This window comes from Pseudomonas sp. LB3P81, assembly GCF_054897965.1.
In genome coordinates this window covers 5,079,913-5,105,456 of the sequence record NZ_JBUBVG010000001.1, presented here as the reverse complement: position 1 = coordinate 5,105,456, position 25,544 = coordinate 5,079,913, and the positions used below count along the sequence as shown (strand labels likewise).

The 25,544-nt window shown below is 59.2% G+C and carries 24 protein-coding genes and 1 pseudogene; 6 read left to right on the top strand and 19 right to left on the bottom strand.

Annotated features, from left to right (window positions below; translation table 11 throughout):
• Window positions 1-7: 7 nt before the first annotated feature.
• The 3 genes from trhO to ACYZTL_RS23780 all read right to left on the bottom strand — a co-directional run bounded on the left by trhO (window position 8) and on the right by ACYZTL_RS23780 (window position 2,077).
• Entirely contained in the window at window positions 8-949 is a 942-nt protein-coding gene (trhO, locus tag ACYZTL_RS23790; RefSeq protein WP_461953783.1) for an oxygen-dependent tRNA uridine(34) hydroxylase TrhO, read from the bottom strand.
• A 285-nt stretch (window positions 950-1,234) separates the two neighbouring features.
• Window positions 1,235-1,534, bottom strand: coding sequence for a BolA family protein (locus ACYZTL_RS23785; protein ID WP_017340055.1), 300 nt, complete (start codon window positions 1,532-1,534; stop codon window positions 1,235-1,237).
• A 12-nt stretch (window positions 1,535-1,546) separates the two neighbouring features.
• Complete coding sequence (locus tag ACYZTL_RS23780) at window positions 1,547-2,077, bottom strand: DUF2059 domain-containing protein (protein ID WP_461953782.1); 531 nt, start codon at window positions 2,075-2,077, stop codon at window positions 1,547-1,549.
• A 192-nt stretch (window positions 2,078-2,269) separates the two neighbouring features.
• Here ACYZTL_RS23780 and ACYZTL_RS23775 point away from each other — a divergent pair, with 192 nt between their 5' ends.
• Window positions 2,270-3,664, top strand: coding sequence for a class II fumarate hydratase (locus ACYZTL_RS23775; RefSeq protein ID WP_461953781.1), 1,395 nt, complete (start codon window positions 2,270-2,272; stop codon window positions 3,662-3,664).
• A 152-nt stretch (window positions 3,665-3,816) separates the two neighbouring features.
• Here the strand turns inward: ACYZTL_RS23775 and ACYZTL_RS23770 are convergent.
• A pseudogene (locus ACYZTL_RS23770) lies at window positions 3,817-4,776 on the bottom strand (DMT family transporter).
• Between the two features lie 200 nt (window positions 4,777-4,976).
• Here ACYZTL_RS23770 and ACYZTL_RS23765 point away from each other — a divergent pair.
• Window positions 4,977-5,171, top strand: a complete 195-nt coding sequence (locus tag ACYZTL_RS23765; protein WP_145314937.1) for a DUF6316 family protein — start codon at window positions 4,977-4,979, stop codon at window positions 5,169-5,171.
• A 144-nt stretch (window positions 5,172-5,315) separates the two neighbouring features.
• On the opposite strand, the gene ACYZTL_RS23760 is transcribed toward ACYZTL_RS23765, so the two are convergent.
• The gene (locus ACYZTL_RS23760; protein WP_461953780.1) at window positions 5,316-6,500 is read right to left on the bottom strand and encodes a thiolase family protein; all 1,185 of its coding nucleotides are present in this window, start codon (window positions 6,498-6,500) and stop codon (window positions 5,316-5,318) included.
• A gap of 101 nt (window positions 6,501-6,601) precedes the next feature.
• Complete coding sequence (gene pap / locus ACYZTL_RS23755; RefSeq protein ID WP_461953779.1) at window positions 6,602-8,125, bottom strand: polyphosphate:AMP phosphotransferase; 1,524 nt, start codon at window positions 8,123-8,125, stop codon at window positions 6,602-6,604.
• A gap of 335 nt (window positions 8,126-8,460) precedes the next feature.
• Here pap and mnmC point away from each other — a divergent pair, with 335 nt between their 5' ends.
• Complete coding sequence (gene mnmC, locus ACYZTL_RS23750; RefSeq protein WP_461953778.1) at window positions 8,461-10,443, top strand: bifunctional tRNA (5-methylaminomethyl-2-thiouridine)(34)-methyltransferase MnmC2/FAD-dependent 5-carboxymethylaminomethyl-2-thiouridine(34) oxidoreductase MnmC1; 1,983 nt, start codon at window positions 8,461-8,463, stop codon at window positions 10,441-10,443.
• A gap of 337 nt (window positions 10,444-10,780) precedes the next feature.
• Window positions 10,781-11,008, top strand: a complete 228-nt coding sequence (locus ACYZTL_RS23745; protein WP_003199186.1) for a YheU family protein — start codon at window positions 10,781-10,783, stop codon at window positions 11,006-11,008.
• Window positions 11,009-11,013: 5 nt separating this feature from the next.
• Here the strand turns inward: ACYZTL_RS23745 and csrA are convergent, their stop codons facing one another.
• The 3 genes from csrA to ACYZTL_RS23730 form a co-directional block, all read right to left on the bottom strand.
• Window positions 11,014-11,199, bottom strand: a complete 186-nt coding sequence (csrA, locus tag ACYZTL_RS23740; protein ID WP_461953777.1) for a carbon storage regulator CsrA — start codon at window positions 11,197-11,199, stop codon at window positions 11,014-11,016.
• 142 nt (window positions 11,200-11,341) lie between these two features.
• A complete protein-coding gene (locus ACYZTL_RS23735; RefSeq protein ID WP_084323730.1) occupies window positions 11,342-11,674 on the bottom strand; it encodes a YnfA family protein in 333 nt (110 codons plus the stop codon).
• Between the two features lie 64 nt (window positions 11,675-11,738).
• On the bottom strand, window positions 11,739-12,554 hold the full coding sequence (locus ACYZTL_RS23730) for an SDR family oxidoreductase (protein WP_461953776.1): 816 nt from the start codon (window positions 12,552-12,554) through the stop codon (window positions 11,739-11,741).
• Between the two features lie 281 nt (window positions 12,555-12,835).
• Here ACYZTL_RS23730 and ACYZTL_RS23725 point away from each other — a divergent pair, with 281 nt between their 5' ends.
• On the top strand, window positions 12,836-12,994 hold the full coding sequence (locus tag ACYZTL_RS23725) for a DUF3309 family protein (protein WP_174602692.1): 159 nt from the start codon (window positions 12,836-12,838) through the stop codon (window positions 12,992-12,994).
• 60 nt (window positions 12,995-13,054) lie between these two features.
• Here ACYZTL_RS23725 and ACYZTL_RS23720 read toward each other — a convergent pair whose 3' ends face one another.
• From ACYZTL_RS23720 to ACYZTL_RS23675, 10 genes are all read right to left on the bottom strand, one after another.
• The gene (locus ACYZTL_RS23720; protein WP_461953775.1) at window positions 13,055-15,148 is read right to left on the bottom strand and encodes an LTA synthase family protein; all 2,094 of its coding nucleotides are present in this window, start codon (window positions 15,146-15,148) and stop codon (window positions 13,055-13,057) included.
• Between the two features lie 772 nt (window positions 15,149-15,920).
• Window positions 15,921-16,526, bottom strand: a complete 606-nt coding sequence (locus ACYZTL_RS23715; RefSeq protein WP_461953774.1) for an START domain-containing protein — start codon at window positions 16,524-16,526, stop codon at window positions 15,921-15,923.
• 41 nt (window positions 16,527-16,567) lie between these two features.
• Window positions 16,568-16,822: a YkgJ family cysteine cluster protein gene (locus ACYZTL_RS23710; protein WP_207286298.1), complete on the bottom strand. Its 255-nt coding sequence runs from the start codon at window positions 16,820-16,822 to the stop codon at window positions 16,568-16,570.
• A 165-nt stretch (window positions 16,823-16,987) separates the two neighbouring features.
• Complete coding sequence (locus ACYZTL_RS23705) at window positions 16,988-17,461, bottom strand: translation initiation factor 2 (RefSeq protein WP_461953773.1); 474 nt, start codon at window positions 17,459-17,461, stop codon at window positions 16,988-16,990.
• 98 nt (window positions 17,462-17,559) lie between these two features.
• Window positions 17,560-18,999, bottom strand: coding sequence for an aminotransferase-like domain-containing protein (locus ACYZTL_RS23700; protein WP_017340075.1), 1,440 nt, complete (start codon window positions 18,997-18,999; stop codon window positions 17,560-17,562).
• A gap of 340 nt (window positions 19,000-19,339) precedes the next feature.
• A complete protein-coding gene (locus ACYZTL_RS23695) occupies window positions 19,340-20,152 on the bottom strand; it encodes an OmpA family protein (RefSeq protein WP_461953772.1) in 813 nt (270 codons plus the stop codon).
• A complete protein-coding gene (locus ACYZTL_RS23690; protein ID WP_461953771.1) occupies window positions 20,149-20,505 on the bottom strand; it encodes a DUF4398 domain-containing protein in 357 nt (118 codons plus the stop codon). Before ACYZTL_RS23690 ends, ACYZTL_RS23695 begins: the two co-directional genes overlap by 4 nt.
• Before the next feature lie 9 nt (window positions 20,506-20,514).
• Window positions 20,515-21,342: a substrate-binding periplasmic protein gene (locus ACYZTL_RS23685; RefSeq protein ID WP_461953770.1), complete on the bottom strand. Its 828-nt coding sequence runs from the start codon at window positions 21,340-21,342 to the stop codon at window positions 20,515-20,517.
• 198 nt (window positions 21,343-21,540) lie between these two features.
• Window positions 21,541-22,470: an electron transfer flavoprotein subunit alpha/FixB family protein gene (locus ACYZTL_RS23680; protein ID WP_461953769.1), complete on the bottom strand. Its 930-nt coding sequence runs from the start codon at window positions 22,468-22,470 to the stop codon at window positions 21,541-21,543.
• Window positions 22,471-23,220: an electron transfer flavoprotein subunit beta/FixA family protein gene (locus ACYZTL_RS23675; RefSeq protein WP_007942046.1), complete on the bottom strand. Its 750-nt coding sequence runs from the start codon at window positions 23,218-23,220 to the stop codon at window positions 22,471-22,473.
• A gap of 547 nt (window positions 23,221-23,767) precedes the next feature.
• On the opposite strand from ACYZTL_RS23675, the gene ACYZTL_RS23670 reads away from it, so the two are divergent.
• Window positions 23,768-25,432: an electron transfer flavoprotein-ubiquinone oxidoreductase gene (locus tag ACYZTL_RS23670; protein WP_461953768.1), complete on the top strand. Its 1,665-nt coding sequence runs from the start codon at window positions 23,768-23,770 to the stop codon at window positions 25,430-25,432.
• The last annotated feature ends 112 nt before the right edge of the window (window positions 25,433-25,544 follow it).

Genomic DNA, 25,544 nt, shown 5'->3' with positions numbered 1-25,544 from the left:
ACATGGTTCAAGCCTCGGAAGGGGTTAGCTTGTAGTTGTAGCCGATCGGGTGAGGCATGTTGCGAGCCTTGGCCAGTTCGATCTGCTTCTGCCGATCGATGGCACTGCGACGGGTCTTCTCGCTCAGCTTATCCCAGCAATGCGGGCAGCTGATGCCGGCCACATAGTGCTCGGACGCGCGGTCTTCGACGCTTACCGGCGTACGACAGGCATGACACTGATCGTAGTCGCCTTCGCTGAGGTCGTGACGCACGGTCACGCGGTTGTCGAACACGAAGCAGTCGCCCTGCCACTTGGTTTCTTCCTGCGGCACCTCTTCGAGGTACTTCAGAATGCCGCCCTTGAGGTGATAGACCTCGTCAAAACCCTGGCTGAGCATGTAGCTGGAAGCCTTTTCGCAACGAATGCCGCCGGTGCAGAACATCGCGACTTTCTTGTGCACGGCCGGGTCGAAGTTGGCTTTGATGTAATCGGGGAATTCACGAAAACTGGTGGTCTTCGGGTCGATGGCGCCTTCGAAGGTGCCGATCGAGACTTCGTAGTCATTGCGCGTGTCGATCAGCAGCACTTCCGGATCGCTGATCAGCGCGTTCCAGTTCTCTGGATCAACGTAGGTGCCGACCTTTTTGTTCGGGTCCACGCCTTCGACGCCAAGGGTGACGATTTCTTTCTTGAGTTTGACTTTGGTGCGATAGAACGGCTGCTCGTCGCAGTACGACTCTTTGTGATCGATGTCGTCCATGCGCGGGTCATTCTTGAGCCAGGCCATCAGCCCGTCGATGCCTTCACGGCTGCCGGACACGGTGCCGTTGATGCCTTCTTCGGCGATCAGCAGCGTGCCTTTGATGCCGTTGTCGACCATCGCCTGCAGCAGGGGCTCGCGCAGGTCGACGTAGTTTTCCAGGGTGACGAACTTATACAGTGCCGCCACGACAATCTGTTGTGTCATGGGTGATTCTCCAGGTGGCTACCCTCGTAAGGGGTGAACCGGATTCAAAAAAAACGCGCCGGGTAAGCGGCGCGTTGCGGATTCTAGCAAAAAACATGTGGTTTTAGGACTGGTGATACCTTCCGTGGCGAGGGAGCTTGCTCCCGTTCGACTGCGTAGCAGTCGTAATGCTGGCGACTGCACTCTTTCAGACAGAACGCTGTTGCAGGTTTTGGGACTGCTTCGCAGTCCAGCGGGAGCAAGCACCCTCGCCACAACAGCCCATCAAACCATCAGCCCTTCACATTAATGCTTGCTGCCGCCAGCACAGGTCGGCGAAGCCGGAGCCGCGTCGATCTGTGCCCATTCTTCCGGCGTGTAGGTATGCAGCGCCAACGCATGGAACTCGCCCATCAGCTCGCCGAGCGTGCCGTAGACCTTTTGGTGACGCTTGACGCGGTTGAGCCCTTCGAACTGCTGGCTGACCACCACGGCTTTGTAATGGGTTTGCAACCCACGACTGTGCATATGGCTTTCATCCAGCACTTGCAGGTGCTCGGGCTGTAACAGGCCCAGCGTCGATTCGATGCGTTGTTGCATGGTCATACCCGGCTCCGCTTAAGGCTTTTTCTTGGCAGCAGGAGCTGCGGCGCCGGCTTTAGGGTCCAGCTCGTTGGTCATGTCAGCCAACAGCTTGTTGACCACAGGCACCGCGCTTTCGAGCTTGGCCTGGGTCATCTGAGCCGATTGCTGGGTCAGCTGCGGCATTTTTTCCAGGACTTTCCTGCCCAGTGGCGACTGGTAGAACGCAACCAGGTCTTTGAGCTCGGATTCGCTAAAGTTGGTGGTGTACAGCTTGACCATGTCCGGCTTCAGCTTGTTCCAGCCAATGGCTTGGTCCAGAGCGGCGTTGGCTTTGGCCTGGTAGGTTTCCAGCAAGGCTTTTTTCGATTCAGGGGCTTTGGTCTGTTCAAAGCGCTGAGCGAACATTTGCTGCACTTGCATGTACACCGGAGTGCCCAATTTGTCAGCGTGCGCCAGGGTCAGGAAAGCTTCGGCACTGGCGTTGTGGCTAGCGGTATCGGCAAAAACAGGGCCGCTGGCGCAAACCAGTGCAACCGCGGTACAGATGGCACGAAGACGAGTCATCGAGTTTCCTTTTCTAGCAGGCGAGGTAAAACCCCAAGGGCGTCCATTCTGCGCCTAAAAAACTGTGTCGCTCAACCCCAAGCCTTGTCGGGCCTGATTTAGAGGGGTTGAATGGTCAAAATACAGACCTATGGAACCACGGCCGGCGATCACGGCCTAAACTGCGCTATCAGACTGACAGGAGTGTGCATGATGAGCCGTATCGAAACCGACAGCCTTGGCCAGGTGGAAGTGCCGGATGAGGCCTACTGGGGCGCTCAGACGCAACGCTCACTGATTAACTTCGCCATCGGCAACGAGCGCATGCCGCTGGCGGTGCTGCATGGGCTGGCGCTGATCAAGAAGGCCGCGGCGCGGGTCAATGACCGCAACGGGGACCTGCCCGCCGACATCGCCCGACTGATCGAACAGGCCGCCGACGAAGTGCTCGACGGCAACCATGACGACCAGTTCCCGCTGGTGGTCTGGCAGACCGGCAGCGGCACCCAGAGCAACATGAACGTCAACGAAGTGATCGCCGGGCGTGCCAACGAACTGGCCGGCAACCCGCGCGGCGGCAAGTCGCCGGTACACCCCAACGATCACGTCAATCGCTCGCAGAGTTCCAACGACTGCTTCCCCACCGCGATGCACATCGCCGCCGCCCAGGCCGTGCAGCAACATTTGCTGCCGGCGATCAGCGAACTGTCCGGCGGGTTGGCGGAGTTGTCCGCACGGCACATGAAACTGGTCAAGACCGGTCGCACCCACATGATGGATGCCACGCCGATTACGTTCGGCCAGGAACTCTCGGCGTTCATCGCGCAACTGGACTACGCCGAACGGGCGATCCGCAGCGCCCTGCCGGCCGTGTGTGAACTGGCTCAGGGCGGCACCGCCGTCGGCACCGGGCTGAATTCACCGCACGGTTTTGGCGAAGCCATTGCCTCCGAACTGGCCGCGCTTTCCGGCCTGCCGTTTGTCACCGCACCCAACAAGTTCGCCGCGCTGGCGGGCCATGAGCCGCTGACCACGTTGTCCGGCGCGCTGAAAACCCTTGCCGTAACCCTGATGAAAATCGCCAACGACTTGCGCCTGCTGGGCTCCGGACCGCGTTCCGGTTTTGCCGAAGTGAAATTGCCGGCCAACGAGCCGGGCAGTTCGATCATGCCGGGCAAGGTCAACCCGACCCAGTGCGAAGCGCTGTCGATGCTGGCGTGTCAGGTGCTGGGCAACGACGTTGCCATCGGTTTCGCCGCCAGTCAGGGACACTTGCAACTGAACGTGTTCAAACCGGTGATCATCTATAACCTGCTGCAATCTATCCGCCTGCTGGGCGATGGCTGCAGCAACTTCCAGCAGCATTGCATCGCCGGCCTGGAGCCGGATGCCGAGAAAATGGCTGAACACCTGGAACGTGGGTTGATGCTGGTGACGGCGCTGAACCCGCATATCGGTTATGACAAGTCGGCGGAGATTGCCAAGAAGGCGTACGCAGAAGGGCTGACGTTGCGGGAGGCGGCGTTGCAGTTGGGGTATCTGACGGATGAAGAGTTTGATGCGTGGGTGCGGCCGGAGAATATGCTTGAGGCTGGGGCCAAGGGTTAAGTTTTATAGTGCCTGACAGTCAGTCTTCGCGAGCAAGTCGGATCGCCGCACCGCCGCTCCCACATTTGACCGAGTTCTCACAGAGGAATGCGGTCGAATGTGGGAGCGGCGGTGCGGCGATCCGACTTGCTCGCGAAGAACGATGACACGGTCTAACTGGCCGCCATCCGCACGCGGCGCGCCTTGAGCCCCGCTATCAACGACGGCCCCAACGCCACCAGCGCCGATCCCAGCACCACCAACACCGCCCCGCCATACCCCAGACCATTGATCGTCTCGGCATGCACATACTCCGGCCACAACCAGGCCGCCATGGCCACCGCTGCAAACGTCACCAACGGCGTGATCGCCAGCGTCGCACTCACCCGCGAAGCTTCCCAGTGCGCCAGCGCTTCGGCAAACGCGCCATACGCAATAAGTGTGTTCATGCAGCACGCCAGCAACAGCCAGCCCTGCAGCGGAGTCAGTTTCAACGCTTCCAGCGGATGTACCCACGGCGTCAGCAACAACCCGCAGAACAGATAGATCACCATCATCACCTGCAACGAATTCCACACCGTCAGCAATTGTTTCTGCCCCAGGGCGTAGAACGTCCAGACCGTCGACGCCAACAACACCAGCAGCACGCCCGCCGTGTAATCAGTCAGCGAGGTGAGCAACTCGGCCAGGCGCTGGTTGAAAAACAGCCCGAAACCAATCAGCAACACCAGCAGACCAATCCCCTGCCCCACGCTGAAGCGTTCCTTGAACACAAACAGGCTGGCGATCAGCAACATGATCGGGCCCATCTACACCACCAGTTGCGCGGTGCCGGGGCTGAGCAGGTTCAGGCCCATCAAATACAACACGTAGTTGCCCACCAGACCGAGCACCGCCATCAGCACCAGCCAGCCACCGCGCGGGCCGAGCACTTTGCGACTCGGCAGGCGGCTGGTCGCTGCCAGGTAAATGAACAGGCACCCGCCGGACACCATCAGCCGAAACCAGGTCACCGTGACCGGGTCCATCACCAGCAGCACTTGCTTGAGTTTGATCGGCAGGATTCCCCACAACAACGCGGTCAACAAGGCCAGGAACAGACCATAAACCCAGCGACCGGATGAAATGTGCATGCGTACCCCAAAGCCGGATGGCGAGAATCGTCATTCTAGGCGCAGCGGTGTCTGGCACACAGGGACAGTTGGCGAACGGACGCAAATGAAACGGTGCGGGTCGCAGCAAAAAATTGGCGCTTTGCCGTCGATCGGTTCACCAGGCGCTGTAAGCGGTTCATGCATAAGCTCATTGGATCCCCCACCTTCAGGAGACCGCCATGTATGGCATGCGCGCCCAGGACAACGCCCCCGCCACGCACTTTCGCAGTGACCGCATGTGCCGGGTAAACGGGGAGTTGTATTTCAGCACCCGGGAAAACACGCTGGAGGGGCCGTTTGAAAATCCGGAGGCGGCTGCGCGGGAGATTGAGGCTTACATCGCGCGGATGCAGCTTTTGAGCGCCAGTCGATAGACCGAGGCGCTGCCTTCGTCGGAACGCCGCCCGGAGCAAGCCCGCTCCCACAAATTGACCGCATTCCTATGGGAGAACTCGGTCAAATGTGGGAGCGGGCTTGCTCGCGAAGGCGATGTAACAATCACCACAAACGCTTAAGGCTTAACGCACCGCTTCAAACAACCCGGTCGCGCCCATCCCGCCCCCCACACACATGGTGACAATGCCGTAACGCAAATCCCGTCGCTGCAACTCCCGCACAAGATGCCCGACCTGACGCGACCCGGTCATGCCGAACGGATGACCGATGGAAATCGAGCCGCCATTGACGTTGTATTTCTCGTTATCGATCCCCAACCGGTTGCGGCTGTACAGGCATTGTGAAGCGAACGCTTCGTTGAGTTCCCACAGGTCAATATCGGCAACCTGCAAACCCTTGGCCTTGAGCAACTTCGGCACCGAGAACACCGGGCCGATGCCCATTTCATCCGGTTCGCAACCCGCCACGGTGAAACCGCGGAAGAACGCTTTCGGTTTCAGCCCCAGTTCCAGCGCTTTTTCCAGACTCATCACCAGCGTCATCGAAGCACCATCGGACAGCTGCGACGAGTTGCCAGCCGTGACCGAACCGTCTTCGGCAAACACCGGTTTCAACCCCGCCAGACTTTCCAGCGTGGTGTCCGGGCGATTGCAATCGTCGCGATCGACGATGCCGTCAAGGATCTGCACTTGCCCGGTGGCCTTGTCTTCAACGCGATACTGCACCGCCATCGGCACGATTTCGTCGTCGAACAAACCGCCGGCCTGCGCCTGAGCCGTACGCAGCTGACTTTGCAACGCGTACAGGTCCTGTTCTTCACGGCTGACGCTGTAACGACGGGCGACGATTTCGGCGGTCTGGCCCATGGGGAAGTAGATGCCCGGCACCTGTTCTTTCAGCAGCGGATTGATAAGGTTGTCGGTGTTGACGCTTTTCATCGTCAGGCTGATGGACTCGACGCCACCGGCGACGATGATGTCGCTGCACCCCGAAGCAATCTGGTTGGCCGCGATGGCAATCGCCTGCAAGCCCGACGAGCAGAACCGGTTGAGGGTCATGCCGGCGGTGCCGGTACCCAGGCGCGACAGCACCGCCACGTTGCGACCGATGTTGTAACCCTGGGCGCCTTCGTTGGAGCCGGCACCGACGATGCAATCCTCGACGCTGGCCGGATCGATGCCCGAGCGTGTCAGCAGTGCATTGACGCAGTGAGCCGCCATGTCGTCCGGACGGGTCTGGTTGAACTTGCCGCGAAAGGACTTGGCCAGGCCGGTCCGCACGCTGTCGACGATCACCACTTCACGCATGGCATACCTCATTATTGTTGTTGGTTGAGAGTGGACCGAGCATAAATCCACCCGTTACCGGTCGCGACAATCATTCACCCCGCGTATGCGTCACCATCGGTTCACACCTTCAGTTTTTTCTGTTTTTTCTCGTGCTTGTCGGACTTTTCGAACGCCTCTTCCAGCGCCTGGTTGAGCGTGCGCAAAACCTTGATCCGCGCCCAGCGCTTGTCGTTGGCTTCCACCAGGGTCCAGGGCGAAATTTCGGTGCTGGTGCGGTCGACCATGTCGCCGACCGCGGCCCGGTAGGCATCCCACTTTTCCCGATTGCGCCAGTCATCTTCGGTGATCTTGAAGCGCTTGAAGGGGATCTGCTCGCGCTCTTCGAAGCGCTCCATTTGCGTTTCTTTGTCGATGGCCAGCCAGAACTTGACCACGATCACCCCGGCGTCGGCGATCTGCTCTTCGAAGTCATTGATCTCACTGTAGGCGCGTAACCAGTCGGCCGGGCTGCAAAAGCCTTCGATACGTTCCACCAGCACCCGGCCATACCAGGAGCGGTCAAACACGGTGAATTTTGCCCGTGCCGGAATATATCGCCAGAAACGCCACATGTACGGGTGTGCACGCTCCTCCTCGGTGGGCGCAGCAATGGGCACGATGCTGTACTGACGCGGGTCAAGCGCAGCAGCAACCCGCCGGATCGCCCCACCCTTGCCTGCCGCGTCGTTGCCTTCGAAGACCGCGATCAAGGCGTGGCGGCGCATGCGTTTATCGCGCATCAACCCCGAGAACCGCGCCTGCTCGGTGATCAGTTGCTCTTCGTAATCGTCCTTGTCCAGATGCAGGGTCAGGTCGAGGCTGTCGAGCAGGTTGACCTGATCGACGCTGCTGCCCAAGGGTGCGGCGCTGACTTTATCCGGGTGAATCTTCGGTCTTTTCAAGGCGCCTTGCAGGCCTTCGAGCAGAATCTTGCCGACCACCAGGCTCCGATAGCGCGGGTCCATCCCGGCGATCACATGCCACGGCGCATAGTCGCGGCTGGTGCGGCGCAGAATGCGTTCGCCATATTTCACGAACTTGTCGTACGTCTGCGATTGCTGCCAATCCAGTGGGCTGATGCGCCAACTGTGCAGCGGGTCGTCGGCCAGGGACTTGAGGCGCGCCTTCATTTGTTTCTTTGACAGGTGGAACCAGAACTTGAAGATCAGGGCGCCTTCGTCGCACAACATCTTCTCCAGCCGTTCGGCAGTATTGATGGCTTGATCGAATCGCGGGTCCTTGAACACGCCATGCACCCGGGCCTGCAACATCTGGCTGTACCAGTTACCGAAGAAAATCCCCATGCGGCCCTTGGCCGGGAGCATCCGCCAGTAACGCCAGGCCGGTGGCCGCGCCAGTTCTTCGTCAGTCTGCTGATCGAAGGTGCGGACCTCGATCAGCCGCGGGTCCATCCATTCGTTGAGCAACTTCACCGTCTCGCCTTTGCCGGCGCCTTCGATGCCGTTGATCAAAATGATCACCGGAAAACGCTTTTGCTGCTGAAGTTCGAACTGCGCCTCGAGCAGCGCTTCACGCAACGCCGGCACTTCGGCTTCATAGGTTTCTTTATCGATGACGTGACCGATTTCGGCAGATTCGAACATGGGACGGCTCCTTCCAAGATTGAACAAGACTAGCGGATTGACCTCTCCTGCGTGGGAGAAATCCATTCTTGAGGCGGATATGAATCCTGTGGCGAGGGAGCTTGCTCCCGCTGGACGGCGAAGCCGTCCCCGACATCGGCAAACTCGCATTCTGGTAGTACACAGATATCCAGCATGCGGCTGCTTCGCACCCGCGCGGGAGCAAGCTCCCTCGCCACAAAAGTCCCTCTTCCGACCAGGAAGTTTCGCTGATCCAAATCGGCGAGCCTTGCCATGGATCAAGCACCTCGGTGGCGATCAGCTAGAATGGCCGCCTTGCCGTTGCCGAGCCTGCCATGAAACCTGTATTGCCCCACGCCCAGCTCGACTGGGACGACCAAGGCCTCCCGCGTTCGCGGGTGTTCGATGATGTGTATTTTTCCGACCTGTCCGGGCTGGACGAAACCCGCTACGTCTTCCTTGAACAGAACGCGCTGCGTGAGCGTTTTGCTGCGTTGCCGGTGGGTGGGCGGCTGGTGATTGGCGAGACCGGTTTCGGCACCGGGCTGAATTTCCTGTGCGCCTGGCAGTTGTTCGAAAAACACGCAGTGGCCGGTGCGCGTTTGCACTTTGTCAGTGTCGAAAAGTACCCGCTGAGTGCATCTGATCTGCAACGGGCGCTGGCGTTATGGCCGGAACTCAAGCTGTTTGCCGATCAGTTGCTCGCGCAGTACGTGGCGATCCATCAAGGCTTCCAGCGGCTGGTACTGGATAACGGTCGCGTGACGTTGACCCTGTTGATCGGCGATGCGCTGGAGCAGTTGCCGCAACTGGACGCACAGATCGATGCCTGGTTTCTCGACGGTTTCGCCCCGGCGAAAAACCCCGACATGTGGACCGCCGAACTGTTTGCCGAACTCGCCCGGCTGGCGGCGCCCGGCTCGACCATCAGCACCTTCACCAGCACCGGTTGGGTGCGCCGTTTGCTGAACGCGGCGGGCTTCAAGATGAAGCGCACGCCCGGCATCGGCCACAAATGGGAAATCCTGCGCGGCACGTTCCTCGGCTGGCCTGAAGAAGTGCCAGCGCCCGTCGCGACCAAACCATGGTTTGCACGCCCGACGCCCCTGACCGGCGAACGTCGGGCACTGGTGATCGGCGCCGGCCTGGCCGGTTGCGCCACGGCCGCCAGCCTCGCGGCGCGGGGTTGGCAAGTCAGTCTGCTGGAGCGTCACGATGCGCTGGCGCAGGAAGCTTCGGGCAATCCTCAAGGCGTGCTTTACCTCAAGTTGTCCGCCCACGGCACGGCGTTGTCGCAGTTGATTGTCAGCGGTTTCGGTCACACCCGGCGGTTGCTCGAGCAGTTGCAGCGGGGCGTCGACTGGGACGATTGCGGTGTGCTGCAACTGGCGTTCAATGCCAAGGAAGCCGAACGACAAGCGCAATTGGCGCAGGCGTTTCCCGATGACTTGCTGCACGCACTCGATAGAGAACAGGCCGAGGCGCGTGCCGGTATCGGCCTGCAATGGGGTGGACTGTTTTACCCCGAAGGCGGATGGGTGCATCCGCCGGCGTTGTGCCAACGGCAAGCGAAGCACCCCGACATCCGGATTCTGACGCATCACGATGTACTGGAGCTGCGTCGAACGGAAGGTCACTGGCAAGCCTGGGATGGCGACACGTTGTTGGCGGATGCACCGGTGGTGGTATTGGCCGGCGCTGCCGAGATCAAGCGTTTCCCTTACAGCAGCGAGTTGCCGCTCAAGCGCATTCGCGGACAGATTACCCGACTGCCCCAGACACTTGAGAGCCAACGCCTGAGCACCGTGGTCTGCGCTGAAGGTTATGTCGCCCCGGCACGCTTGGGTGAACACACGCTGGGCGCCAGTTTCGATTTCAACAATGACGATCTGACGCCGACAGCGGCGGAGCATGCCGGCAATTTGCAGATGCTCGAAGAGATTTCAGTGGACCTGGTCGCGCGGCTACGAGCGGCTGCGATGCAGCCAGAGACACTCGAAGGCCGCGCGGCATTTCGCTGCACCAGCCCGGATTACCTGCCGATTGTCGGCCCACTGGCCGACGCTCAGGCGTTCGCCGATGCCTACTGCGCCCTGAGCAAGGATGCCCGTCAGGTTCCAGACATTCCTTGCCCATGGCTGCAGGGTTTGTACGTCAACAGCGGCCACGGTTCCAGAGGGTTGATCACCGCGCCGTTATCTGGCGAATTGCTGGCTGCCTGGCTCGATGATGAACCCTTGCCACTGCCCAGAGCCGTGGCCGAGGCGTGTCATCCGAACCGCTTCGCGTTACGCCGCTTGATTCGAGGCAAGGCCTGAGTCGCAGGAAGCAGGACTTCGACTCGTCCGCCTTCATGGTTTCTTCAGTCAGACGCTTCAACAGGCTGGTTTCACCCTCACGAGCCGCAGCCGACGGCGGAGCGGTTTGTGGATTTGTTGTTTCCGCATAGTCAGGCGGCGGTCTCCTAAATATGTGTCGCCTGAGTTGACGCCTTCGCCGGCAAGCCGGTCTCGCTCCCACGGGGGAATGCGGTCGAATGTGGGAGCGAGACCGGCTTGCCGGCGAAGGCACCAGATCAGGCAACACATCAGCTTGAAGCTAGCCGCAGCCCATCATTCGCCGTAGCATCGCGCCCATTGTTTAGCCGAGGTGCCTATGCTGATTCCCCACGACCAACTTGAAGTCGACACCCTGACCCGCCTGATCGAAGATTTCGTGACCCGTGACGGCACGGACAACGGCGATGACACGCCGCTGGAAACCCGCGTATTGCGGGTTCGCCAGGCGTTGACCAAGGGCCAGGCGCTGATTGTCTTCGACCCGGAAAGCGAGCAGTGCCAGTTGATGCTCAAACACGATGTGCCCAAGCACCTGTTTGACTGACGCCTTCAACGTGCCTTGGTTTTCGCCAGTTTGACCTGGATGCGCTCGTAGACCTCGGCCCGGTGCACGTTGACGCTCCGCGGCGCTTCGACGCCGAAGCGCACAGTGTTGCCGCTGACGGCCACAATACGCACTGAAATGTCGTCGCCGATGGCAATCATTTCCCCCACTACGCGGCTGAGTACAAGCATGGCATTCGTCCTTCAGGGTTATCGAACCCTGACGATGCCCGGCGCGCGGCTAGCGTTCAATGCGATGAAAGCAAATCAGACCCGCCCTACAGCCCAGGACGAACGCCTCTTTCGGAAACGTCCGACAAACTCTGAGATTGCTTCAGGAAGCCGAAAAACGCGGGCCGAACAGGATGACGCTCGCACCGATCACGCACAGCGCCACGCCGATCCAGTCCGAACCCAGCGGCCGAATCCGTTCGACCACCGCCAGCCAGCCAATCGACGCAATGATGTAGATGCCACCGTAGGCGGCATAGGCGCGCCCGGCGTAGGTCGCCTCGACACGGGTCAGCAACAGCGCGAACAACGTCAGGCTGAGCAGTGCCGGCACAACCCACCAGACGCTTTTGCCCTGGCGCAACCACATCCAGAAGGCAAAGCAGCCGGCGATTTCAAGCAGCGCGGCAAGAAAGAACCACAGGTAATTGAGCATGCAAACGTCTCGCGAGGATGACCGATGGCGGTCACCCTAACGACGGCGTTGCCGACGGGCAAGTTCAGCCTGCGGTCTGTTTGGCCTTGGCGCGCATTTTATCGGCCATGACGGTCATCTCATCGTAGAGCAGTTGCGGATTCTTCTGCTTGAGCGCCCACGCCATGCGGCCCTGTTCGTGGGGCAGGATCATGAATTCGCCGGCGGCAATTTGCTGATAGATGTAGTCGGCAATGTCGGTCGCGGTGATCGGCGAGCTTTCCAGCAGTTTGCCGACCTGGGCTTTCATCGCCGGCGTCGGGCCACGGAAGGAGTCCAGCAGGTTGGTCTGGAAGAACGACGGACACACCACGTGCACACCGATTTCCTGATGTGCCAGTTCGATCAGCAGGCTTTCGGACAACGCCACCACGCCGGCCTTCGCCACGTTGTAGTTGCTCATGGCCGGGCCTTGCATCAACGCGGCCATCGACGCGATGTTGATGATCTTGCCTTTGCTTTTTTCCAGCAGCGGCAGGAACGCCTTGCAACCTTTGACCACGCCCATCAGGTTGATCGCGATCTGCCAGTCCCAGTCCTCCAGGGACAGTTCGCTGAAGAACCCGCCCGAGGCGACGCCGGCGTTGTTGACGATGACATCGATGCCGCCGAGTTTCACTTCACAGGCCTGGGCGAAAGCGGTGAGCTGACTGTAATCGCGCACATCACAGCGCTGGATAAAACCATCGCCGCCGGCTTCGCGAACCAGCTTCAAGGTTTCCTGCAGACCGGGCTCGCTGACATCCGACAAGGCCAGCTGCCAGCCTTCACGCGCCCAGCGCAGCGCGATTTCGCGACCCAGGCCCGAGCCCGCGCCAGTGATCATCATGCGATTTTGCATAGCAAACAGCCTTGTTGTTCCGGGGAAGTTGCGTCGAGTGTAGCGAAGGACATCGCCCAACCCACGCTCCATCAGATTGCTGAATGGCCCGAGCAAACCGCGCCAGCGTGCGGATCAACTTACCTCTCTAAAAAGAAATAAGCCTGTCTTCGAAAAACATTAAAAAAAACTTGGAATTTTCTCTCATGCACGACAGTCGGACTTTGTAAGCAGCTTGGGTTTATTTGCATTCCAGCTGAACCTTAAACGCCAGGTAATTCCAGAACACTTCCAACAAGGAAATAGACATGGGCACAATTTTAATCATTATTCTGATCCTCCTGCTGGTAGGCGGCCTGCCGGTCTTCCCACACTCCAGAAGTTGGGGTTATGGCCCGTCGGGTATCATCGGCGTGGTGTTGGTGGTGCTGTTGATCCTGCTGTTACTCGGCAAGATATAAAAAGTTAGAAGGCAAAAAAAAGAGGCCCTTGAAGGGCCTCTTTTTTATTGCGCCGGACACTCAGTCCGGCTTGCCGTCCACCACACCAGCGGTGTTGTCGATGAGGCTTCTGGTCGCCGTCTGAATGAACGATTCGAGTTTCTGTTTAAGGGCCGCTTCGTCAGCCGACGCCGGGATCACTGCACCTTTCGGATTGGCGCCCAGTTCGTATTGATACAGCTTCGCCGGCATATCTTTGGGCAGTACCAACACGCGGTCTGCGGTCAGCAACGCGACGGTCTGATCGCTACCCGACGGTTTGATCACGCCGAAACCCTTGTCGCCTTCCGGCAGGTTCAGCAAATCACGACCCCAGCACTGGTGGACCACATCGCCACCGATACGGCCCATGATGGTCGGCACGATGTCGATCTGGGTGCCTACGGTGTGGTCGACCTGGCCGAACTTGTCCTGAACGCCCGGTCCGATCAGCAGCATCGGTACGTTGAAACGGCCCAAGTCCATTTCAGTGATCTGCTGTTCATTGCCGAAGCCGTGGTCGCCGACGACCACGAACAGGGTTTCCTTGAAGTACGGCTCCTTGCGCGCCTTCTCGAAGAACTGACCCAACGCCCAGTCGGCGTACCGCATGGCGGTCAAGTGTTCGTTGAGGCTGCCACGGTCGGTCACGCGCTCGACCGGCAACGGTGTCGGCAATGCGTATGGCGTGTGGTTGGACAAGGTCTGCAGCAAGGCATAGAACGGTTTTTTGTCCTTGCCGTCGCGGGCCTTCAACTCTTCCAGCCCCCGGTTGAACATGTCCTGGTCGGACACGCCCCAGGTCGGGTCGGAGAACACCGGGTTCACGAAGTCGTTACGCCCGATGAAGTTGGTCATGCCCTGGTTGCTGAAGAAGCCCGACTGATTGTCCCAGGCGAAATCGCCGTTGTAGACATACACGTCGTCGTAGCCACGGGCGCTGAGCAGTTGTGGCAGGCCAGACAGTTTGTGGCTGCCTTCCGGCGTCTGCATCAGGTATTCGAAACCCGGCAGGTTCGGGAAGCAGGCCATGGTGGCGAACATACCCTGGTGGGTGTGCGTGCCGTTGGAGAAGAAGCGGTCGAACAACAGGCCTTCTTTCGACAGTTTGTCGAGGTACGGCGTGATGTTGCCCGGCGCACCCAGGGCGCCGACCGAATGACCGGCCATGCTTTCCATCAGGATGACGACAACGTTCTTGATCGGCAGTGTCTTGTCAGCCGGCGGCGTGTAGTCGCGACGTACCGCTGCGATATCGGCATCCACCAGTTTGTCGTTCGGCATTACCAGCATGTCGCGCACGATTTGCTGCGCTTGCGGCTGCGGCAGCGTGGCCTTCCAGATGTTGTCGCGTTCTTCGGACATCCGGCTCTTGGCCGCCGCGACCAGTTGCAGAGTGCCGTTGAGGCCCAACTGATTGGCGAAGTTCGAGTCGGTGGTGTAGACGTCACCCCAGCGCAGCGGTGGGCCTTGGCGCAGCGTGCCGCGAGCCGCGACCACGCAGACCAGTAAACACACCACAAACACTGCGATGCGCGAATACCACGGGGCGATCTGGCGAGTGCCGATGCTGCCGCCGCTGAACGGACCGCGAGGACGGGTTGCGCGGTCGGCGCCCTTGAACGCCAGCGTCAGGATCAAGGTGCCCACGGCCCAGGCCAGCAGGTAGCGAACCACCGGGAAACCGTACCAGAGCATGCTCATCACGGTTTTCGGGTCTTCCTTCACATACTGGAAGACCAGGCCGTTGAGGCGCTGGTGGAATTCGCGGTAGAAGTCCATCTCCATCAGGCCGAGGAACAACGCGATGCTTGAAGCGATGGTCAGCCAGAAACGGAAGAACCCGCGGGCAGCCATGGCCCGGGCGCTGAACAGGGCCAGCAGCAGCGGAATGCTGAGGTAGACCACCAGGCGCAGGTCGAAACGCAGACCGTTGGCGAACGCTTCGAAAAAGGTCGAGGCCGGGGTGTCGAGGATCATCTCGCGGTTGTAGACCAGCAGCGCCACGCGCAGCAGGCTGAACATGACCATCATGACCAGGGCACACAGCAGCGTGTAGGCCAGATGCGATTTGACGGTCGGTTGCAGCAGGCGACTAGAAGCTCGCTGCTGACTCAGGGCGTCCGGGATTGCCATGTCGTTTTAGGACCCATTGGAAGTTGAAGTTTCAAAAATACAGCTGCGCCCTGCCCTCTGTCGGCCAGTTCTCGGCCCCGGGGTTTGCGCGGTGCGCAAATGTTGCACGATCAACCGCGGCATTGCCATTGATTACTGACCTGCACGGCTGGCGCGGGCAAATTGTCTTGGAGGCTTTGTGAAAATTTCGTGCAACGCATATTCGGAAACACAATAAAGTCCTCCAATCGGTGGTGATGAAGTTGTTCTCGTAGATTGGATACTTGATCGGGGGCATATCCATTTCTGTAGGAGCGAGCTTGCTCGCGAAAAACGTCTGGACACCGTGTTCCTTCAGGCAGCACGCGTTATCGTTGGCGTCCATCGCAGGCAAGCCAGCTCCCACAGGGAAATGCGTACGAGCAAAGAGCCAGGTCGGCTGGCAGGCCGCCTCGGCTGCTGTGGCGGTAGTCGCCCCCTCGAGAGGCCGAGCGCAGGTTCTGCGCAGTGGGCAACCCGGCATGGATGCCGGGTTAGCCGCGCACGGCCATGGATGGCCGATCGCGGCGGGCCCACGGAGCAGGACCGGAGCGAGGGCATGCCGAGCCCTAGCGAGGCACCGAACGAAAGGGGCAAAAGCGCTTGGTTACTTGGCGCTTCTCCAAGTGACCCGCTGTAAAAGCGGAACCAATAGCTGCCGTTACCCCAACAACGGATATGAACACCAATCAAACCCGCCAAAAAAACAAACGCCCCGATCAACTCAGGGCGCTTTATCAAAGGAACGGCGCGATTACTTCTCGGCGCGTTCCTTCAGCGCTTTCAAAGTATTAAACGGCGCATCAACCACAAACTTGTTGGCAATCATCGATGGCACGCTGCCGCCCGGCTCGGTGTGAACCTGATACGTCACTTCGATCTGGTCACCCTTTGGCACGAACTTCCAGAAACCGTCAACCTTGGTGACCCGCACGAAACCCTTTTCTTCAGGAATGTACTTCGGCACGCCTTCCAGTTTGCGCGTCAGGCTACCATCGGCACCTTCGGTGGTCGTCACGTGCAGCACCGAATCACGCGCAGTCACCGGCCATGGGGTATTGAACTGGGTGTAGGTCCAGCTCTGGTCACCTTCGTGCTTGAGCAGCTTCTGCATTTTGCACTCGTGAATCCAGGTGCAGGCGCCTGCTACGTCGTCCTGGAGTGCGCGCAGTTTGGCCACGGTGGTTTTCATCAAGGTCACGCCCTGATAAGCCTTGTAGTCAGAGCCGGCCACTTCACTCAAGGACACCTTGATGCCGTCTTCATTCTTGGCCACCTTCCAGTCTTCGGCCTGTGCGGCGGAAGTCGCCAACACAACCGTCAAACCACACAGCACAGCCATACGATGCAGCGAACCCATAGTCTTATTCCTTGTTGTTGAAGTTCCGTTCGTTGAATACATCACGCAGCCGTCATTTGCTCCCACCAACCCAGCAATCTGATCGCTTCGTCACTGCTGCTTCCGCAGACTTCGACGTCGGCTTCGAACGCCGAACACACAGCAGGACGTTCCGGTTGGCCGAAAATACTGCACAGGTTTTCGGCAGAGAGTTGTACGCATCGTTCTCCGGCGGCTTTGCCATTGGGCATGCCGGGAATCGGTGAACTGATGGAAGGGGCAATGCAACAGGCGCCACAGCCTTCACGGCATTTCATGACGACGAGCTCCTCGCGAAGGGCGATGTGTTAATGGACGGGGCACAGAGTAACCGCTAAAACAGTTGTTTTAAATTACCCGAAGCCGGGTTTTTACGCTTAACCGAACGTGACTGACCAGTCTCCGACAAAGCGTCTGGCGAACGGGTCACTGAGGGGAAGGCATTATCGCTTGAACTCGAATTCCAGCGCGGCGCCTTCAACATCACGGCGCTCTTCGTTACGCAGTTGCAACTTCATTTCGTTGCTGATCAGTCGCCCGTTGAGCTGAAAGGGAGAGCTGCCGGCCTTGTCACCGAACATCTGCGGCAGCACAGCGTCGTGCCGGGGCAACGGAACTGTACCGATTGGCTTCAACTCTTCGGCCATCTCCTGGGGCAGACTCAAATCCAGGTCGACCGAAGGAAGCTGGGTTTTCACGACCTCGCTGGCGGCTTTGGACTTGGAGGCAATCGGTGGACGTTTCTTCACCTTGGCCACGTTTTTTTTGGCCGGTGCGGCGTCCTTGACCGTTGCGGGTTTTTTCGAGGCCGTGCTCGCTGCGGGTTTTTCCGGAACGGAAGCCGCCATGATGCTTTCCGCCTGAAAGGTCATCAACAGGCAGATCGATAGCCAGACGGCGGAAAAAATCGGTTTCATGGACCCAACGGAGCTAACGGCACTATCGGCGGAGTGGCATATGCTCGCTTGTTGGACGCGACATGACAAGCTCGGGCGGGAATTACCCGCCCGTCCCGTCAAATGCCGCCAGCCATCTCCTGGCAAAGTTGCGTGGCGAGCATGCCTAGGGTCATCAAGGCGCGCTCGGCTTCACGATTCCAGGGCGTGCCGCAATTGAGCCGGATGCAGTGATTGAACTGCTCGGTGTTACTGAAAATCAGCCCCGGCGCAATGCTGATGCCTTGTTGCAATGCACGCACGTGCAGTTCTTGTGTGTTGACCCTGCCTGGCAAACTCACCCACAGAATGAAACCGCCGGTCGGCCGGGTCATCTGCGTGCCTTCCGGAAAATACTGCTGCACCGCGAGCTGGAAGGCGCTGAGGTTCTTGCGGTATTCCTGACGGATGTAACGCAGATGCCGGTCGTAACCGCCATTTTCCAGATAAGCCGCAATGCCCATCTGCGTGACGCTGCAGGCGGAATGCGTACTGAAGGTCTGCAGGCGCTGGATTTCCTGCTGGTACTTGCCCGCGATCATCCAGCCGATTCGCACGCCCGGTGACAGGGTCTTGGAGAAGCTTGAGCAATAGATCACCCGATCCAGCCGGTCGTAGGCCTTGAGCGACTTGGTGCGGCCCTGCTCGAACATCAGTTCGCCGTAGATATCGTCTTCGACCACCTGGATATCGAAATCCGAGGCCAGGCGCAGCAGTTGTTTCTGCCGCTCTTCGGGCATGGTGCCACCCAGCGGATTGCTCAGGCGCGTGGTCAGCACCAGCGCCTTGATCGACCATTGATTGGCCGCCAGTTGCAGGGCTTCAAGGCTCATGCCGGTGGCCGGATCGCTGGGAATCTCGATGACTTTGAGGCCCAGCAGATCGGCCAGTTGCAACAAACCGTAATAGGTCGGCGACTCGGCGGCGATCAAGTCGCCCGGCCGGGTCAGCACACGCAGGGACATCTGCAAGGCATCGACGCAGCCGTGGGTGATCACCACTTCGGACGGATCGACCACCACGCCGGCATCGCGCATGCGAATCGCCACTTGGCGGCGCAGCGGCTCGAAACCGGGGCTGAACATGTAGCTGAAGGCACGCGGGCTATGAAAACGGGTGACCTTGGCCAATTGCTGATGCAGCGCCCGCACCGGCAGGTAATCGACACTCGGGACCGCCGCGCCCAAGGGGAACACGCCCTCGCGGCGGGATTCGACCAACACTTGTTGAATGATGCTGCTGCGGGTGACCAGACCGGGACGCTCGACCCGGGCGATGTCCGGGGTCGGCGCAGTCAGGGCCGGCGTCTGGTGCACGTAATAACCCGACTGCGGCCGGGCACGGATCAGCCCCTGATCTTCGAGATTGGCGTAGGCCTGCAACACCGTGGCATGGCTGACGTTGAGCTGCGAGCTCATCTTGCGCACCGAAGGCACGCGCTCCCCCGGTTGATAGACTCCACGGCGGATGTCTTCGGCCAGTTGCTGAGCAATACGTTGGTAGAGCAAGAGATTGGTCATGACGCAGCACTCGATTTCACGGGCATTTTATTCTTGTGCGAAACAATACCGGAACAGTTTAGAAGTGTACTGGGACAGTTGCCACAATAGTCGACCGTACAGTGCAGTGTCAGCAAAAACTGTACTGTTTTTATTGAAAAGCGTGTGGCAGTTGGCAGGCGCAAAAAAACCCGGCGCTGACGGGCAGGCCGGGTTGTAGGAGCTGTGTAGGAGCTGTCGAGTGAAACGAGGCTGCGATCTTTCCTGGCCCACTTGAGTATCAAGAGCAAGATCAAAAGATCGCAGCCTCATTTCATTCGACAGCTCCTACAGGATTTCTGGTGTCGCGATGAAGCAACCGTTAACGGGCGGCGCCGAGCTGGCCTTTTTCGTCGGAGAACACAATTTCCACCCGCCGGTTCTGCGCACGGCCCCGTTCGGAGGCGTTCGCGTCCACCGGGTATTCGTCGCCATACCCTTCGACCTGAATGCGTTTATCGTCGATGCCCAGGTCCATCAGCACATTGGCCACCGATTGCGCACGGTCTCGGGACAGCTTGAGGTTTTCCTGCTTGCCGCCGGTGCTGTCGGCGTAACCTTCAATGCGTACGACGCGTTTGGGGTTGAGCTGCAGGAACTGCACGATCTTCAACACCACGCGGTTCGCCGAGTTTTTCAACTCCGCTTCGCCGGTGTCGAACAGCACATCGCCCAAGGTCATCACCAGACCGCGGTCGGTCTGGGTGGTGGCGAGCGAGACAATCTGTTCTTCGAGCCACTTGCCCTGCTGTTGCACGCTGAGCAACTTCGACTCGCGCAAAGCCAGTTGCAGGCGCTGACGCTCCAGTTCGAGCTTCGCCGCGCGCTCTTCGTTGAGCACCTGATTGGTGTGCTCCCGGGCGATGTCGCTGTAGCGCTGGCTCAGGTAGGCGTAATGCACCACGTCCGAACCGCTGCCCCAGTAGCTGGAAAGGCGATCGGCGCGGGCCAGGGACTCACCGGCGCGAATCACGTCTTTCGGCGCGATTCGCAGCACGTTGGAATCTTCCTTGACCTTCTGGAAGTCGGCACTCGCGTTTTGCAACGCACTCTCGCTGTGCTGGCCGGCGCAGCCATACAGGCTGGCGCAACCTGCCAGGATCAAGCCGCCGATGACGCTGGACTTGAGGCTCATTGGGCATCTCCCACTTGCTTGCGCAGACGAGTGATGCGGGTATTGAGCACGTTCAACTGCTCTTCACTTTTGAGGGTAAGGACCTTGGCTTCGGCCAGACGTGCGTCCAGTTCGGCCTGTTCAGCGCGCATCCGTGCGTGCTTGTAGGATTGATCGGTCATGTCGCCCTGGGCACGGCTGAACTTGTCTTCGGCCAGTTTCAGTTCCGGCACCTCGTCGGCGGTGGCGCCCACGGCTTTGGCTTGTATCAGTGCCTGTTCGGTCAGGCGTATTTGTTCATTCGGCGCCGGATCGGCTGCACAACCCGCCAGAGCCAGAACGGCCAGGGCAGCGAAAAGAGGTCGAATACTCACTAAAAATCCCTACTGTTTTGGGGTGCTGACGGGTTGTTTCTGTTGCTGTTGCTGCGCTTTCCAACGCTCGATGTTGCGTTGCAGCACAGCTTCCGTCAGTCCGGACGCGGGCAATTCTGTCATCTTTTTGGCCAGCTGTCCGCGCAACCACGGATCGTTGCAGGCGGAGTTATGGGAAACCGCGAGGAACAGACCAGGTTTGTCTACCGGCTGTGAACGTGCCACCAGATCGTTGGCCATGCTCAGTGTTTGTGCGGCCGCCATGCCGGAGTAACGTCCCGCGAGAACAAATTCCACCTCGCCCAACAGCAATTTCTGAAAGGCCTGGGTCAGGTTTGGTGTACGCACAAGGGTCAATTGCTGCTCGGCGAACGTACCAAATGCCTGGGTCATTCGAGACTTTTCCGACAACGCGCCGGGATGACCGTGGAGGTCTTGTGTTTCGTTGTAGACCAGAGACGAATCTTTTCGGGTCCAGACCAGGTAATCGTTTTCCAGCAACGGAGGATGGATGTAATCCAGGGTTTCCAGTTCGCTGACCGTCAACGGCGCGTCCGCCAGCATGTCCATGCGCCCGCTGCGCACTTCATCGAGGGCCTGGGAGCGTTTGCCGGCATACAGCAACTCGACCTTGATCCCCAACTCCCCCGCCACTTGCTGCAACAGATCGGCACTGGCGCCGATCAGGTGTTTGGGATTTTGCAGGTCTTGCCACAGGTACGGCGGCGCGTCCGGACTGCCGGTGACCACCAGGCGTTCGCACTTGCCCGCGGCAACGGACAGTGTCGGTAATACCGTCAGGCCCAGCAGTAATGACCAACCGAATACTCGGCGCACGACACTCTCCCACCCAAATCCGTTTAATTCGCCTGTAGGAGCTGTCGAGTGAAACGAGGCTGCGATTTTTTCAGGTCTACTTGAATTAAAAGCAAAAGATCAAAAGATCGCAGCCTCGTTTCACTCGACAGCTCCTACAGAAGAACAAAAAAAAAGCCCGACCAAAAGGTCGGGCTCTTTATAGGTCAAGCCGCTGGATTAGACCAGCTTCTCGAACTCAGGGATGGCTTCGAACAGGTCCGCCACCAGGCCGTAATCGGCCACCTGGAAGATCGGCGCTTCTTCGTCCTTGTTGATCGCAACGATCACTTTGGAGTCTTTCATGCCGGCCAGGTGCTGGATCGCGCCGGAGATACCGACGGCGATGTACAGCTGTGGAGCAACGATCTTGCCGGTCTGACCGACCTGCATGTCGTTGGGTACGAAACCTGCGTCGACCGCGGCGCGAGAAGCACCAACGGCAGCGCCCAGCTTGTCGGCCAAGGCGTACAGGTGTTTGAAGTTGTCGCCGTTCTGCATGCCGCGACCGCCGGAAACGACGATCTTGGCAGCGGTCAGTTCCGGACGATCGGACTTGGCCAGTTCTTCGCCAACGAAGCTCGAAGTACCAGCATCGTGAGCAGCAGCAACCGCTTCAACAGCAGCCGAACCGCCTTCCGCAGCAACCGGGTCGAAACCGGTGGCACGCACGGTGATCACCTTGACCGCAGCGTTCGATTGAACGGTAGCGATGGCGTTACCGGCGTAGATCGGGCGCTTGAAGGTGTCAGCGCTTTCGACCGAGATGATCTCGGAGATCTGGTCAACGTCCAGCTGAGCGGCAACGCGCGGCAGGATGTTTTTGCCGTTGGAGGTCGCGGCAGCCAGGATGTGGCTGTAAGCAGCGCCCAGTTCGACCACCAGCGGCGCAACGTTTTCCGGCAGTTGGTGAGCGTAGGCGGCGTTGTCGGCCACCAGCACTTTAGTCACGCCAGCGATTTTCGCAGCGGCTTCAGCCACGGCGCCAGCGCCCTGACCTGCAACCAGCACGTGGATGTCGCCGCCGATTTTGGCAGCAGCGGCCACGGTGTTCAGTGTGGCCGGGGCCAGCACTTTGTTGTCGTGTTCAGCAATAACCAAGATAGTCATTTAGATTACCTTCGCTTCGTTTTTCAGTTTCTCGACCAGTTCAGCCACCGACTTGACCTTGATACCCGCGCTGCGTGCAGCTGGCGCTTCGACTTTCACGGTCTTGTTGGTGGAGGCGGTGGAAACGCCCAAAGCGTCCGGAGTCAGCACTTCGAGAGGCTTCTTCTTGGCTTTCATGATGTTTGGCAGGGACGCGTAGCGCGGCTCGTTCAAACGCAGGTCGGTGGTGACGATGGCTGGCAGTTTCAGGGAAACCGTCTGTGCGCCGCCGTCGATTTCGCGGGTCACGGCAACGCTGTCGCCGGACACTTCGACTTTCGAAGCGAAGGTGCCCTGACCGTAACCGCTCAATGCAGCGAGCATCTGGCCAGTCTGGTTGTTGTCGCTGTCGATGGCTTGTTTGCCAAGGATCACCAGCTGAGGCTGTTCCTTGTCGACAACAGCTTTCAACAGTTTGGCAACGGCCAGGGAAGTCAGATCTTCAGCGGATTCGACGAGGATGGCGCGGTCGGCACCCAGAGCCAGCGCAGTGCGCAGTTGCTCTTGAGCGGTGGACGGGCCGATGGAGACGACGACGATTTCAGTCGCAACACCTTTCTCTTTCAGGCGTACGGCTTCTTCCACTGCGATTTCGCAGAACGGGTTCATCGACATCTTGACGTTGGCGAGGTCGACGCCGGAATTGTCCGCCTTGACGCGAACCTTGACGTTGTAATCCACAACGCGTTTGACAGCTACAAGAACCTTCATGGATTCCTCGTTACTCTCCGGTGAAAAGAAAGTCGCCTAGGCGAACCTGGCGGTTGATGCTCATCGGGCGCAAGGGCACCTCTAAAAACGCCGGCATACGTGTCAAGTGACCACCGCTCATGATGTTGATGACCGTTCGTCAGTGGTGACCAACAAGTCATTCAATATCGCGGCGTGTAAACTGCGCGCCAACACTGCGCGGCGCATCACCTTGCACTGCCATCGCCCTGTCTTTAGAGGTGCTCTTGAAACCAACAGTCAGCCTACGGCGAGCGCAAAACCGCCCGTATCTTGACCGGAACGCCTATTCCGGTCAATACGGCAAAATAGCCGTTCATAAGCCGCGTGACTTTGATTTCTCTGGCTTTGAGCCAATTCAAACAAACGTTTGTATTGGACGCTGAGAGTGGTGTAGATATAATGCGCCACCCAGAGAGAAAGGTGGTCCATCGATTGTCCTCTTCCTGCATTGCGCAGGATTTCATGGATGCGACACCAAACCTCCAATTAGAAAAAAAACTGTTGAGCCTTGAGTAGGAGATTACCTGTGGAACGCGAATACATGGAATTCGACGTGGTCATCGTCGGTGCCGGCCCCGCTGGTCTTTCCGCCGCCTGCCGCTTGAAGCAGAAGGCTGCTGAAGCCGGTAAGGAAATCAGCGTCTGCGTGGTCGAAAAAGGCTCCGAAGTGGGTGCTCACATCCTGTCCGGTGCCGTGTTCGAACCACGCGCCCTGAACGAATTGTTCCCGGACTGGAAAGAACTCGGCGCCCCGCTGAACACGCCGGTGACTCGCGACGACATCTTCGTTCTCAAGAACGCCGACAGCGCGCAAAAAATTCCTGACCTCTTTGTGCCCAAGACCATGCACAACGAAGGCAACTACATCATCTCCCTGGGCAACCTGTGCCGCTGGCTGGCTCAGCAGGCCGAAAACCTGGGCGTAGAAATCTACCCGGGCTTCGCCGCTCAGGAAGCGCTGATCGACGAAAACGGCGTGGTTCGCGGGATCATCACCGGTGATCTGGGCGTTGACCGCGAAGGTCACCCGAAAGAAGGCCTGTACACCCCGGGCATGGAATTGCGTGGCAAATACACGCTGTTCGCCGAAGGTTGCCGCGGCCACATCGGCAAGCAGTTGATCAAGCGCTTCAACCTCGACAGCGAAGCCGACGCCCAGCACTACGGCATTGGCCTGAAGGAAATCTGGGAAATCGACCCGGCCAAGCATCAACCAGGCCTGGTGGTTCACACCGCCGGCTGGCCGCTGGACATCATGGGCACCGAGAACACTGGCGGTTCGTTCCTTTATCACCTGGAAAACAATCAGGTGGTCGTCGGTCTGATCGTCGATCTTTCCTACAGCAACACCTACCTGTCGCCGTTCGACGAGTTCCAGCGCCTCAAGCATCACCCGGTGCTCAAGCAGTACCTGGAAGGCGGCAAGCGCATCAGCTACGGCGCCCGCGCCATCTGCAAGGGTGGCCTGAACTCGCTGCCGAAAATGGTCTTCAAGGGCGGCGCGCTGATCGGTTGCGACCTCGGCACCCTGAACTTCGCCAAGATCAAAGGCAGCCACACCGCGATGAAGTCCGGCATGCTCGCCGCTGAATCCGTTGCCGAAGCGCTGTTCGCCGAGAAGGACGGCACCGAAGAGCTGACCACTTACGTCGACGCGTTCAAGAAGAGCTGGCTCTACGACGAACTGTTCGCCAGCCGTAACTTCGGCCCGGCGATCCACAAGTTCGGCGCCATCGTCGGCGGTGGTTTCAACTGGCTGGACCAGAACATCTTCGGCGGCAAACTGCCGTTCACCTTGCACGACACCAAGCCGGATTACGCTTGCCTGAAGCTGGCGGTCGACTGCAAGAAGATCGACTACCCGAAACCGGACGGCAAGATCAGTTTCGACAAACTCAGCTCGGTGTTCATCTCGGGGACCAACCATGAAGAAGAGCAGCCTTGCCACCTGAAGTTGACCGACCTGAGCATCCCGATCGCCAAGAACCTGCCGATGTACGATGAACCTGCCCAACGCTACTGCCCGGCCGGCGTGTACGAAGTGGTGACCCAGGAAGATGGCGAGAAGCGCTTCCAGATCAATGCCCAGAACTGCGTTCACTGCAAGACCTGCGACATCAAGGACCCTGCACAGAACATCACCTGGGTGGCACCGGAAGGTGCTGGCGGCCCGACTTATCCGAACATGTAAGTTGAATCGCTGAACAACAAGGCTCCCGAAATGGGGGCCTTTTTGTTGCCCGGGATCCACAATCCAACACAGATCCCCTGTGGGAGCGGGCTTGCTCCCACAATGGTTCTGC